12 protein-coding genes are annotated in these 12,546 nt (G+C 41.5%); 3 read left to right on the plus strand and 9 right to left on the minus strand.

Annotated features, from left to right (window positions below):
• Nucleotides 1-101: 101 nt before the first annotated feature.
• From J2X69_RS02740 to egtD, 3 genes are read left to right on the plus strand one after another with little or no spacing between them, the layout of a single operon-like run.
• Nucleotides 102-1,046: a succinylglutamate desuccinylase/aspartoacylase family protein gene (locus J2X69_RS02740; RefSeq protein WP_310098077.1), complete on the plus strand. Its 945-nt coding sequence runs from the start codon at nucleotides 102-104 to the stop codon at nucleotides 1,044-1,046.
• A gap of 42 nt (nucleotides 1,047-1,088) precedes the next feature.
• Nucleotides 1,089-2,234, plus strand: a complete 1,146-nt coding sequence (gene egtB, locus J2X69_RS02745) for an ergothioneine biosynthesis protein EgtB (protein ID WP_310098080.1) — start codon at nucleotides 1,089-1,091, stop codon at nucleotides 2,232-2,234.
• A 3-nt stretch (nucleotides 2,235-2,237) separates the two neighbouring features.
• Nucleotides 2,238-3,203: an L-histidine N(alpha)-methyltransferase gene (egtD, locus tag J2X69_RS02750; RefSeq protein ID WP_310098082.1), complete on the plus strand. Its 966-nt coding sequence runs from the start codon at nucleotides 2,238-2,240 to the stop codon at nucleotides 3,201-3,203.
• Between the two features lie 48 nt (nucleotides 3,204-3,251).
• On the opposite strand, the gene J2X69_RS02755 is transcribed toward egtD, so the two are convergent.
• From J2X69_RS02755 to J2X69_RS02795, 9 genes are all read right to left on the minus strand, one after another.
• Nucleotides 3,252-4,982, minus strand: a complete 1,731-nt coding sequence (locus tag J2X69_RS02755; RefSeq protein ID WP_310098084.1) for a phospho-sugar mutase — start codon at nucleotides 4,980-4,982, stop codon at nucleotides 3,252-3,254.
• A gap of 162 nt (nucleotides 4,983-5,144) precedes the next feature.
• Nucleotides 5,145-6,188, minus strand: coding sequence for a YihY/virulence factor BrkB family protein (locus J2X69_RS02760; protein WP_310098085.1), 1,044 nt, complete (start codon nucleotides 6,186-6,188; stop codon nucleotides 5,145-5,147).
• Nucleotides 6,188-6,343 (minus strand): hypothetical protein, encoded by a 156-nt coding sequence (locus J2X69_RS02765; protein ID WP_310098087.1) that lies wholly within the window; start codon nucleotides 6,341-6,343, stop codon nucleotides 6,188-6,190. The genes J2X69_RS02760 and J2X69_RS02765 overlap by 1 nt, the downstream gene beginning before the upstream one ends.
• A 248-nt stretch (nucleotides 6,344-6,591) precedes the next feature.
• The gene (locus J2X69_RS02770) at nucleotides 6,592-7,614 is read right to left on the minus strand and encodes a DNA topoisomerase IB (RefSeq protein WP_310098089.1); all 1,023 of its coding nucleotides are present in this window, start codon (nucleotides 7,612-7,614) and stop codon (nucleotides 6,592-6,594) included.
• A gap of 186 nt (nucleotides 7,615-7,800) precedes the next feature.
• On the minus strand, nucleotides 7,801-8,895 hold the full coding sequence (hppD, locus tag J2X69_RS02775; protein WP_310098091.1) for a 4-hydroxyphenylpyruvate dioxygenase: 1,095 nt from the start codon (nucleotides 8,893-8,895) through the stop codon (nucleotides 7,801-7,803).
• A gap of 75 nt (nucleotides 8,896-8,970) precedes the next feature.
• A complete protein-coding gene (locus J2X69_RS02780; protein ID WP_310098093.1) occupies nucleotides 8,971-9,972 on the minus strand; it encodes a 1-acyl-sn-glycerol-3-phosphate acyltransferase in 1,002 nt (333 codons plus the stop codon).
• Nucleotides 9,973-10,007: 35 nt separating this feature from the next.
• Nucleotides 10,008-10,910 carry a bile acid:sodium symporter family protein gene (locus J2X69_RS02785; RefSeq protein WP_310098095.1) on the minus strand — a complete coding sequence of 301 codons (903 nt, stop codon included), beginning with the start codon at nucleotides 10,908-10,910 and terminating at the stop codon, nucleotides 10,008-10,010.
• On the minus strand, nucleotides 10,911-11,621 hold the full coding sequence (locus J2X69_RS02790) for a DUF3307 domain-containing protein (protein WP_310098098.1): 711 nt from the start codon (nucleotides 11,619-11,621) through the stop codon (nucleotides 10,911-10,913). It abuts the gene before it with no gap.
• On the minus strand, nucleotides 11,621-12,262 hold the full coding sequence (locus J2X69_RS02795) for a hypothetical protein (RefSeq protein WP_310098101.1): 642 nt from the start codon (nucleotides 12,260-12,262) through the stop codon (nucleotides 11,621-11,623). The genes J2X69_RS02790 and J2X69_RS02795 overlap by 1 nt, the downstream gene beginning before the upstream one ends.
• Nucleotides 12,263-12,546: the final 284 nt, after the last annotated feature.

A 12,546-nucleotide genomic window follows, 5' to 3' on the forward strand; every position in this document is an offset into this window, starting at 1 on the left:
AGGCTTCATCCCGTACCTACGGGATCACACAGAAGGTTATTTAATAACCCATTTAAACTCGACTATTTCTCTAAAAGAAAAAACTTAATTTATAAACACACATGAAAGAATTGGTCATAAACGGTGTGCGGATCAGATCGGGTCAGTCAATGAATATAGAAATTGCAATCGCCAAACTCCCCACCCATACATTAATTGATCTTCCTATTTTCATTCGATCATCCAAAGAAGACGGCCCTGTAGTTTTGATCAGTGGCGGAGTACATGGAGATGAAATCAATGGTGTGGTAACTGCCAAGAGGCTTTTGGAGGAAATAGACGAGGGGCTGCAGCTTTTGAGAGGGACCTTGATATTTATCCCTTTGGTGAATATATACGGCTTTCTTTCCAATAGCCGGACTTTTCCTGATGGGAGAGATTTGAACCGTAGTTTTCCGGGGAGTAAAAAAGGATCTTTGGCAGCTAGTATTGCCTTTATTCTCAGCAATGAAATTATACCGCAGATTGATTACGGTATTGATTTCCATACGGGCGGGCGTATGCTGGGTAATTATCCGCAAGTTCGCGTGGATTATAAGGATAAAGTAGCGGTAGATCTGGCAAAAGCTTTCGGAACCCACTACATACTCAACTCAAAATACATAGAGAAGTCCTTCAGAAAGGAGGCCTACAAAGCACGGAAACATATCTTGGTCTTTGAAGGTGGAGAATCTATGCGTCTGGATGACTATGGAATAGAGGAAGGAGTAAATGGGACAAAGCGTATGCTGGCAAGCTTAGGAATGCTTGCGGATGCTCCTGCGCCTCAAACGACTGTTTTCCTGAAAGAAAGTAATTGGGTAAGGGCTAAGGCTTCCGGGATTTTCAATGCCAGTGTCAAAGTAGGCGAATCAGTAAAAAAGGGTCAGATCTTGGCACGGATTTCGGATCCTTATGGTCAGATTAAAATTCCCGTTAAGTCACCGACCAATGGCCATATCATCGGAATGAACAATATGCCGGTGATCAATACCGGTGATGCTTTGGTGCATATTGGCAAGGAATAAAAACCATAACCTTATATCTTGTAGCTTATCTATTAGACACATATGGATTTAACAGAAGCTTTTCAGGGAGTTAGAAATTGCTCCCTTCATCTTTGCTCAAATTTAATTACTGAGGATTTCAGCCTACAAGCCTCAGAGGAAGTGAGCCCTCCCAAGTGGCACTTGGCCCATACTACTTGGTTTTTTGAGCAATTTATCTTGGTGCCAAATGACCCCACTTATGTGGTGAAACATCCCCAATTCAATTTCCTTTTCAATTCCTATTATAATTCTTTAGGAGCCAGAACAGCGAGAAATCAGCGAGGGCTGATGTCCAGGCCTTCTGTCGAGGAAGTGAAAACTTATAGGGCTTATGTGGATGAGGCGATGAAAAATCTGATTCAAAAGAATATTGCCGGGATAAATGACCTGGTAATCTTAGGAATGAATCACGAGCAGCAGCACCAAGAATTACTAATCACGGATTTAAAGTACAGTTTGTGGTTTAATCCGTTGAATCCAAGTGTGATGGATATCAAAGAATATGCTTCTGAACCAAAGTCAAAATGGATTGCTGTTGATTCAGGTATTTATGAAATTGGATATGGAGGTGATGATTTTTGCTATGACAATGAGCTTAATCCGCATAAGGTCTATATCAATGATTTTGCAATCTCCTCTGCTTTAGTTACCAATCAGGAGTATTTGGAGTTTATGGAAGCCGGGGGCTATGAAGAACCGACCTTTTGGCATGATGAAGGCTGGGCTTGGGCAAAGGAATTGAAGGTCAAAGCTCCACTTTATTGGGAAAAGAAAGACGGCGCTTGGTTCTACTACACATTAAATGGATTGAATCCAATTGATAAAGAAGCAGCTGTTGCCCATGTGAATTTCTATGAAGCATCGGCTTTCGCAAGTTGGAGAGGGGAGAGATTACCCACAGAATTTGAGTGGGAAGTAGCCCAGAGTCAATTTGACTGGGGCAAAAGATGGGAGTGGACCAACTCTGCTTATCTGGCTTATCCGGGCTTTAAAGTTGCTCCAGGTGCGATAGGGGAGTATAACGGCAAATTTATGATAAACCAGATGGTTTTGCGGGGAGCTTCTGTTGCTACATCTGAAGATCACTCACGACCTACTTATAGAAACTTTTTTCATCCACAGTTTAGATGGCAGTTTATGGGAATACGCCTTGCCAAATCACTTTAATTTATGAATGCAAAAAACACAGATTTTGGGACCTTCGCCCAAGATGTAATGCTGGGACTGAATTCTAGGCCCAAAACACTCCCTTCCAAATATTTCTATGATGCTAAAGGAGACAAACTCTTTCAGCAGATTATGGCGTTGCCGGAATATTACCTCACACGCAAGGAATATGAGATATTGGAAGAACAGCAGGAGCAAATATTGGCAGGAATTCTTGCTTTGGGAAAACCGTTCAATTTGGTGGAACTTGGTGCCGGTGATGGATTAAAGACGAAGATCTTACTGAGATATCTAGTAGAAAAGAGAGTTGAGTTCAGCTATTTCCCTGTGGATTTTTCAGGATCGGTATTGGAAGAGTTGCAGCAAAGTTTGGCGTCTGAACTTCCTGAATTATCGGTTAGCCCTATTCAGGATACCTATAGTGACTCACTCAAGAAGCAAATTTGGGAAGATGGAAAACCGAACTTTGTCTTATTTCTTGGAGCCAATCTTGGAAATTTTGGGGTAAAAGAAGCCAAAAATATTATAAACCATTTACGTGTGGGAACTAAGCGCGGAGACTTGGTTTTGATTGGTTTTGACTTAAAAAAACATCCGCAGACCATCTTAGATGCTTATCATGATAAGCAGGGAATTACGCGTGAATTTAACCTTAATTTGCTTGACCGAATCAACAGAGAATTGGACGCTGATTTTGACCGGGATTCATTTGTGCACTGGCCTACTTATAATCCTGTAAGCGGGGAGTGTAGAAGCTATTTGGTTTCTCAAAAAGCCCAGCAAGTAACCGTTGGAGCCTTAAATCAAACTTTTGAATTTGAGGCATATGAGTCAATTTTTACTGAAATTTCCAAGAAGTACAGTTTGAGTGAAATCCATGCTTTAGCATCATCAGGTGGATTTCATGTAGAAGAAAGTTTTATGGATTCGGAAGGATATTTTGCTGATGTGTTGTGGAAAAGGCAATAAAAAAGCACTGAGAAATCAGTGCTTTTTGTAGTTTGATTGGTTAGGATATTAGCTGAAATATCTCTTAAGTCCTTCCAGTTTTTCAGATAAGGTAGCTTCTACTTTTCTGTAGTCTGCTGCATTGGTCAATGGAGCATTTACCGAGAAGTAATACTTGATTTTAGGCTCTGTTCCGGAAGGTCTGGCAGAGATTTTACTTCCGTCAGTAAGATAAAACTGCATCACATTGGATTTATCCATATCGAGTTTTTCTGACTTTCCGGATTTCACATCTTTTACGGTACTTTCTTTTACATCCACTATTTTCACTACTTCCACACCATTCATTTCTGCAGGTGGATTATGACGGAAATCAGTCATTAAAGCTTGAATTTGCTCAGCTCCGTCTTTGCCTTTTTTGGTGACAGAAATAAGTGATTCCTTATAGAATCCAAACTGAGTGTATATCTCGGCAAGCACATCAAACACGGTCTTGCCTTGGGTTTTGTAATAGGATATTGCTTCTGCTACCATGGCGCAGGCACTAACCCCATCTTTGTCACGTACAAAATCACCAATCAAATATCCGTAAGATTCTTCCCCGCCACCGATGAAGGTCTGCTTCCCTTCAAGATCTTTAATGATTGCGGCGATGTTTTTGAATCCTGTTAGAACCGAGAAACATTTCACTCCAAATCCTTCACAGATTTTATCAATTAGCTCTGTGGTGACGATGGTGTTCACCATGAACTGATTACCGTCTAATTTACCCGATTTTTTCCATTGGCTGAGTAGATAGTAGGTCAGAAATGCACCTGTTTGATTTCCGTTCAACAGTTCAAATTCTCCGGAAGCATTTGGTACAGCTGCTGCGTATCGGTCACCGTCGGGATCACAAGCCAACACTAATTCTGCTCCTACTTCTTTTCCAAGCTTCAGTGAAAGTGTCAAAGCCTCTGCTTCTTCGGGATTTGGGTATATGACCGTCGGGAAATTTCCGTCGGGTTCAGCCTGCTCTTTTACGATGTTGATATTTTCAAATCCAAAGGCCCTAAGAGCTGCAGGAACCATTTTGCCTGAAGCTCCATGGATTGGAGAAAAGACTATAGGCATATCTTTTTGTGCAGCAATAGCATCAGGAGCCAGGCTCAATCCTTTGACAAGATCCATGTAAATCCCATCGAAGTCTTCTTCGATGTACTGGAAAAGAGCGTCGTTTTTATCCCAATTGACATCATCAAAAGAGGTGATTTTTTTCACTTCATCGATGATGTTTTTGTCGTGCGGAGCGACTACCTGTGCACCGTCGTCCCAATAGGCCTTATAGCCATTGTATTCTTTTGGATTGTGCGAAGCTGTGATCATCACACCGCTTTTGCAACCGTAATGACGTACAGCAAAAGAAAGCATGGGAGTAGGACGCATTTCTTTGAAGTAGAGTACGTGAATTCCGTTTGCAGTGAGGACATTTGCCGTAGTTGTGGCAAAAAGTGTATTATTTATTCTACAATCGTGGGTAATTGCTACACGGATTGTTTCACCGGGAAAGCACTTCAGAAGGTAATTTGCCAGCCCTTGGGTAGCCATTCCTATCGTGTAGACATTCATTCTATTGGTTCCTACACCCATCAAGCCCCTAAGTCCTCCGGTGCCGAATTCCAGATCCTGATAGAATGAATCTGTTAACTCTGAGGGATTTTGATCAATAAGTGTTCGGATTTGGGCTTTCGAGTCTTCATCGATATTGCCATTAAGCCAAAAGTCTGCTTTGGCTGAGATGCTGGGATCTATGGTAGTCATGTTTTAAAAATTATTTAGGTTCTAAGATATATAAAAACACAAAATATGCCATCTGTTAATTCTTTCGATATTGAATATGACTGGGTTAAATTTCTCTCAGCTCCACTGCTAAGCCCCCTCTAAACCATTTGGATAAATTCATTTACAATCGCCAATCTTATTTTAACCTGCATCCACACCATCTTCTCTTCCTGGCTGATTTTCTTCTTTTAATTCATCCACTTCACCTTCCACCACAGGATCTTTTGGCGGAGGGACATAATCCCCTTTAAGTACTATCTCCTTTTTTTTTACTCTGGAATAATGTTTTTTGGGGATAATGCCATAGCCATATCTTATGGAGAATACTTTGGTAAATTCGGCACCATAGAAGAAGATCAAGCAGGAGTAGGAAACCCAAAGTAAGATCAGAATTATTGAGCCTGCGGCTCCGTAGGTAGATCCCGGTTCTGCAGCCCCAAAATATATACCCAGTAGGAATTTAGAAATGGAGAAAAGGAAAGAAGTGAGAAATGCTCCGACCCACACGGATTTCCATCTGATCTTTGCGTCTGGCAGGTATTTGAATATTAAGGCGAAAAGGGAGGCGATTACTCCATAAGAAATTGCGAAATCCACGACAAACGCAAAAACTACAACAAACTCAGGTAATATACTTTTGATAAAATCACTGAAGAAGGACAGGAGTGCAGTCAATACAAAACTGATCAATAACAAAAAACCTAACACTAGTACAAATCCGAAACTGAGGGCACGATCCCACAAAGTATAGTACCATTTTACGTCATCTGTTTGCTTGAGTCCCCAGATGGCATTTATAGAGATTTTCAAGTGAAAGAAGACACCTGAAGCACCGAATATCAAAACACCAATCCCAATGATAGAAGCAATCCAGGACTTGCCGCTACTCTGGGTTTGCTCCACCATGTCAGTCATGAATTTTGCCGTTTCCGGACCCATAGCTGAAGCAAGTTCATTGTTGAGTTGGCCTGTGACGATCTCTACGCCCCAGATTGCTCCTACAGTATTGATCACAATCACCATAAGTGCCGGGAGAGATAGCACAGCATAATAAGCTACCACGGCACTGAGCCTCCATGGATCAGCGTCATTCCATTGCTTAAAACTCTCCACCATTAAGTTGGGGATATGTGTGATTTTAAATCGCGACGGGGTTAGATTTCCCATATTTTGTTCGTTTTCCATTAGTAACTCACGGTTGTATTTGAAGAGCCAAATTGAGTAGTAGGGAATGATCCTGCCAATTGCTTATAAAGCTGATTACCATCTTTGGTTTCAAAACCCAAAGTACGAATTGGGAATGGTATCATAGTAAGGTTTTGAGCAACTGATAGTTTCATTCACACTGAATTTTTTGTGATTGTTTCTTTCGGATAATCGCATGGAAATAGTAGGACAGATATGATGTATATGACTAATTGGAAGATTAGGTAGCTTCTCTGTCAAAATGTAAGGTCATCCACTTTGTTTGTGTGTGATTTGTGCAAATATCTTTTGGATGCTATGCCTCACATCGGTTCTGCTCATAGTTATATTTTCTTTGCTTTTTTAGAGTTAAAAAAACATGCCAAGGTGAGTTTATCGAAATTTAGCTAATTCTGGAACAAAGGATTTTCATCAGTCGAATCTCTTCAGGTTTGTATCCTCTATTGGAAAATCCTTTAGGTAAGCAATTCTTTAGCTTTTGGGGATTCAGGCATTGGGACAAAATTTCAGGATGCAAATAGGAGTTTTTGCAGACAGCTACTGTATGTCCCATTTCTTCCGCTACCAATTTGATTAAAGTAGTTTCAGGCTTTTTTTTTGTCCCTTCACACAGGAGTTTTACTTCATCTGTATGTTTGATACAAACACAGTTTGCTCCCCAAGTTCTAAAATATTTGGCAGTATAATAATCATCTTCCGGAGCTTCCTGGCTGATGTAGTCGTTTAATGAAGAAGAGCCTACTGTATGCCACACATCTCCATCCCGATACCTGAAGAGCTCATATCCGGGGAGCTGAGAGCAATCTTTGAGCAGCCGGATCAGTCTTTTGTCGGTGAGTGAAACAGAGCGTTCTTTTCCGCTTTTTGCCGTGTAATTGATCAGCAATTTTTGACCATCTTCCTTGAGGTGCTTTCTTCTTAGCGTAGTCAGTCCATGGGTATTATTGCTCTCTGTATAGTGTTTGTTACCCACACGTAGGTATAATTCATCCAGCAATGCCGTTGCCAGAGCCAAAACTTTATTTTTATTCCAGGTTTTTTCCTTTAAGTCCTTCTTGTACCGCTCTCGCAGAATGGGCAAATAAAACCCAAATTTGAGCAGGTCGTCATACTTGATTTTAGTTGAATATTCTGACCATTTTGGATGGTATAGGTATTGTTTTCTGCCCTTTTCGTCTATTCCTGTAGCCTGTAAATAGCTGTTCTTTTTTGGGCTGATCCATACATCCTTCCATGCCGGTGGAATTACCAGCTCTTTGATCCGCTCTAATTGTGACTCATCGGTAAGCTTTTGGTTGTCTTTGTCCAGAAAAATAAAACCACGGCCTCGTTTCTTTCTAAGTATTCCGGGCTGTGAGTCCCGTATATACACAAGACCTTTTGGGAGTTCGGCTGCTGTGACCATTTGCTCGTCATGTTTGGGTAATTTATCTCTACTTAACAAGACTCATGCGCAAGCAGATTTGGTGACAGAAAGCTAAAGTCAGGCGAGAAGCTCTCCGGCTTATCCAGAGCGCATCTTTCAGAAAGCATGGATGTGGAAAGAATTGCAAATCAAAAGCCGACCTTATCAGAAGTCGGCTTTTTGTTATTATAGGTTTCCCCGGAGTCCCTGTTCTCTCTCGATGGCTTCAAACAGTGCTTTGAAGTTTCCTTTTCCGAAGGATTTCGCACCTTTTCGCTGGATGATTTCATAAAACAAAGTAGGTCTGTCCTGCACAGGTTTGGTGAAAATCTGCAACAGGTACCCTTCGTCATCCCTGTCTACAAGGATATTTAGGTGTTTCAATGGCTGAAGGTCTTCATCTATTTTACCCACACGATCAAGCAGGTCATCATAGTAGGAAGCGGGCACCACCAGAAACTCTACTCCTCTTTTTCTCAACTCCGTCACGGTGTGAATAATGTCATCTGTGGCTATAGCCATGTGCTGTACGCCCGGACCATGGTAGAAATCAAGGTATTCTTCTATTTGCGATTTCTTTTTGCCTTCTGCGGGCTCATTGATGGGGAATTTGATGTAACCGTTGCCATTGGACACCACTTTGGACATCAACGCGGAATATTCAGTGGAAATATCCTCGTCGTCAAAGGTGATGAGCAACTTGAATCCCATGACATTTTCATAAAATTCAACCCAACGGTTCATTTCCCCCAGCGCAACATTTCCCACACAATGATCTATATATTTGAGACCAATGGGCTGAGGTGAATAGGTACTGGATCTCGGCTGATATCCGGGAAGAAAAATTCCGGTATAGTCCTTACGCTCCACAAAAGTATGGATGGTTTCTCCGTAAGTTTCAATGGATGCCAAGACCACATGACCGTTTTCATCCATGACCGTTTGTGGCTCCATAGCGGAAACAGCCCCTCTATTGGTTGTTTCCAGCCACGATTGCTTTGCATCATCCACCCAGAGAGCCAGTACTTTTACCCCATCGCCGTGTTTTTGGATATGTGCAGCTATCTCTCCATCCGGTTGTAGGGGAGAAGTGAGTACCAATCTGATTTTGTCTTGCTTCAAGACATAAGAAGCCCGGTCTTTCACGCCGGTCTCGGGACCCGCATAGGCTATCAGTTCATAGCCGAAAGCGTATTGATAGTAGAGCGCAGATTGTTTGGCATTGCCTACATACAATTCTACGTAATCAGTCCCTTTTAAAGGTAGGAAGTCTTGACTCATGGTTATATTCTTTTGGGTTTATCTCTTCTTTCAAAGTTATAAAATATCCCAAAGAAAATTTTGCCAGGGTCATCTTTATTCCTGAGGATTTTTATTGCCTACGAGGGAAATCCAAGCCATAATCAGGAATGCCAACGCCCAGCTTCCAAGTGAGGTATCCATCGCTAACCAAAGCAAGAATAAATAGTAAAATGGAGCTAAAGCAAAGCCTATCATAAACTTCCAAGTGGATGAAAAAACAGGGTCCTGTACACTTGGCTTTTTCCATAGCCACAGCCAATAGAGTGGAAAATGGAAGATTTTCATCAGTTTGTTTTTTAGTCCTGATGCTTCTGCTACAGGATTTGCAACTTCGCCTGTTTCCAAGAATAGATTTACATCTGCTCTTGAACTCAGGTCTACTTGATGCTCTATTAGGTTTTCCAGATGCTGCTCATATCCTTCATTCGGTATCTCCACCACGAGGTCTTGCAGCGCTTTTTGTACCGATTTGGTCAGTAGACCGGATTTTGAAGCAGGCATGTCCACAGGAATAATTTTCCCAATTGTGATGCGTGCAATACTTCCGGACCGCTTATGTGCACTATAGTCTAATGCTACCGGCAAAATTACCGGGATAGTATCAGGATATTTTTCTTTGAGACCAAAAGCTATTCTGGTAAAACCCTTACTTAGAGGACGTAGATTTCGGATCAGACTATGACTGCCTTCAGCAAAAATAATCACTGATCCATTTTTACGAAGTACTTCATAGGTTTGGTCAAAAGTGCCTTGATTTTGCTGAATTGTAGCGAATCCATCCCGTACTCTATATACGGGTAACATTTGGATGAAATTCAGCAATTTGGCAACAAATGATTTTTTGAAAACAGATGCACGAGTTAAAAAATATGGTTTTAGCGAAGTGTGTGTGGCCAAAAGTAATGGATCAATCAGTGCATTTTGGTGGTTTGCTACCAAAAGAATGGGAGTGTTTTTCGGTATATTTTCAGCACCCTCAATGATGATTTTCTTGAAATAGCCCTTCAACGAGATCTTAACTAGTAAGCGAAGGAATTCATTGATTAAGTATTTCATTGATTTTTTAGCGTTTCACAAACTGTTGTCATAATTCAGACTTTTGATTTCCAAAGACTTGCGATGCTCATTCCTGAGATTAGGTGCCAGATGCCCCACCAGGCCGTAATAATAGCCATTCCACCAAGTCCATCAAAATAAGTGAAAATCAAAACCAGCCCCAAACCTGAATTTTGAATTCCTGTCTCTATCGTCAAAGTTTTCACATCTGCCAGGGGCAATTTGAAGATTTTGCCTGTAATAAATCCCGAGCCCATTGCCACAAAATTATGCACCAATACCCAAAGGAAAATAAGAGAAATGTATGTGGTAAACAGCTTAAAATTCCCTGCAAAAGCAATCACCACAAAGGCCGCAAAAATCAGAATACTCAATGGCTTGAGGATTTTGGAGGTTTTTTCAGCAAATGCAGGAGCATAGCGATGTGTGAAAATCCCAAGAATCAACGGAACACCCAGAATCAACAAAACTGTAGAAAAGACATCAGAATAGTCCAGACTGATTTCCCGAAGTAAATCTGAAGTAGGGGCATAGAAACCTGCCCAAAGTGCAAAGTTCAAAGGAGTACTGATAATGGAAATAGAACTGGAAAATGCAGTGAGACTTACCGAGAGCGCTGTATTTCCTTTGGCGAGACTTGATAGGAAATTGGAGACATTTCCTCCCGGACAAGCTGCTACCAAAAACATTCCCAAAGCAACCGATGGCGGGGGATTCATAATCAGCACCAGACACCAAGTAAGAAATGGCAAAAGTAGAAACTGGGAAAATACGCCCAGAAAGAAGCCTTTGGGATTTTTTGCCAAGTACTTGAAATCTTCGAACCTCAAGTTCAAGGCTACGCCATACATGATCAGCGCCAGGGCGAGATTGAGAAGCAACAAATCACCGGAGGAAAAATTGAGTTGGATGGAATCCAGTTCTGCGTTTGGGCTCATTTAATTGATAATGGATAAAAAGATAAGCCCTGAAAGCATGGCGGTTCCAAAGCTCAGCAAGGTTCCGATCAGAATGTATTCAGTGAGCTTTCGCTCTTTGGATTTTCTTAGATCGCCGAATCGGAATACAGATTTGGCAGCGAGCAGGAACCCCACTGCCTCCCAATGCCCGGTGGCTATGAAGGAAAAAACAAACAGTCGCTCTAGTATCCCTATGTATTTGCCTGCATCCTGAAGGGATTGATCAGGCTGGGTAGGAATGGAATCAGACCATTTTCTGAGCAAAGTTGATAAGATAATGGACGTAGGTTGAGTGAGAAAAAACACCAATGTAATCAGTGCAAGGATCGTAGGATCCTGAAATAGGGATTGCCAATCCAGGGACACTTTCGTGAAAACTGCCCAAATAATAAAAATACTCCCAAGATGCATCACTTGGTCTGCGACAAACCACCTTGTTTTGGTTTTAGGTTTCTGAGCGTAAAGTTTGAGCAGATCAATGAGCCCATGTGCAATGCAGATAGAGAGGGCGATTGGCCAAAGGCCAAGATCCCAAAGAAGCAACAGGACAAGGCAACCATGGATCAATAGATGAAAGTAAAGTTTTGGAGAGGTAGCTTTACGCTGTTCTTTTTCCTTCACCCAAGAGGTGGGCTGCAACAGAAAATCCCCAATTAGATGAGCGAGTATGAGTTTTATAAGAATTAGCATTAGAGTAATTGGCTGAGTTTCTTTCTAAACAATTTTTCCATTGCCATAATATCTTCTCCATGTGCTGCTTTGTACCGTTTACTCACAGAGTTTTGATTGATGTGAAGCACTTCTCCTATTTCTGTTTGTGTACGCGCCGGGTTGGAGAGCATTTCTGACATCAGTTCACCGGAGGAAATCGACCAACTATCCATTTGGATCCCTGCCAGTTTCAGGTAGAGATTCATTTCGATATTCCAATCCGTCCAGGGTGAATTAATGGCTAGTGTGATCATTTCACTTTTCAGTTGCTCAAATTTCTCACCTGATCGTACAAAAGCCTCTCCGTTGCTCTCGGAGATTCTACTTGCGTCATAGGTCTTGGAGCCTATTCCTATCGCCATGCGTACATCGATGGGAGAGCTTCTTTTATTCTCATCCGGATTATGAAGGCTTTTGATTAGCGCTTTAATCCGTAGGGCTGCCAGAAGACTCTCTGTGGGATCCGGTATTTCCAACTGAAAACTATCACCACGGAATATCTCCCATTGCTTGGGTGTTTGTCCCCAGTTGCTCAGCAATTTCTTAACCGGTTGGATCCAGAGATTCTGATCTTTCAGTTCTCTGGAATTGATAATATCTCCTGTAAGTAATGCAATCATGGTGCTAATATCACCGTAAATGGTGATAAATCAAAATATCACCGTAAATGGTGATAAAATAGAATATCACCGTAAATGGCGATAGTGTCCCAGTATATCAGCGAATTTGGAAATCGACTTAAACACGCTGATTTCCAATATTTTGATTAATAACATTTAGTAAATGAGATGAGGAAATATTGAAATATCGATCATATTGAACACCCCACCTGACAGGTTTATCCAGTACTTTTCACACTTAACATTACACTAGCTACAACTGATTTGTCTTTCGGAAATAGTGA

This window comes from Algoriphagus sp. 4150 (assembly GCF_031457395.1).
GTDB lineage: Bacteria > Bacteroidota > Bacteroidia > Cytophagales > Cyclobacteriaceae > Algoriphagus.

Coding starts and splice junctions, on each gene's coding strand:
- J2X69_RS02740 (WP_310098077.1), top strand. CDS start 102: ATGAAAGAATTGGTCATAAACGGTGTGCGGATCAGATCGGGTCAGTCA.
- egtB (WP_310098080.1), top strand. CDS start 1,089: ATGGATTTAACAGAAGCTTTTCAGGGAGTTAGAAATTGCTCCCTTCAT.
- egtD (WP_310098082.1), top strand. CDS start 2,238: ATGAATGCAAAAAACACAGATTTTGGGACCTTCGCCCAAGATGTAATG.
- J2X69_RS02755 (WP_310098084.1), bottom strand. CDS start 4,982: ATGACTACCATAGATCCCAGCATCTCAGCCAAAGCAGACTTTTGGCTT.
- J2X69_RS02760 (WP_310098085.1), bottom strand. CDS start 6,188: ATGGAAAACGAACAAAATATGGGAAATCTAACCCCGTCGCGATTTAAA.
- J2X69_RS02765 (WP_310098087.1), bottom strand. CDS start 6,343: ATGAAACTATCAGTTGCTCAAAACCTTACTATGATACCATTCCCAATT.
- J2X69_RS02770 (WP_310098089.1), bottom strand. CDS start 7,614: ATGGTCACAGCAGCCGAACTCCCAAAAGGTCTTGTGTATATACGGGAC.
- hppD (WP_310098091.1), bottom strand. CDS start 8,895: ATGAGTCAAGACTTCCTACCTTTAAAAGGGACTGATTACGTAGAATTG.
- J2X69_RS02780 (WP_310098093.1), bottom strand. CDS start 9,972: ATGAAATACTTAATCAATGAATTCCTTCGCTTACTAGTTAAGATCTCG.
- J2X69_RS02785 (WP_310098095.1), bottom strand. CDS start 10,910: ATGAGCCCAAACGCAGAACTGGATTCCATCCAACTCAATTTTTCCTCC.
- J2X69_RS02790 (WP_310098098.1), bottom strand. CDS start 11,621: ATGCTAATTCTTATAAAACTCATACTCGCTCATCTAATTGGGGATTTT.
- J2X69_RS02795 (WP_310098101.1), bottom strand. CDS start 12,262: ATGATTGCATTACTTACAGGAGATATTATCAATTCCAGAGAACTGAAA.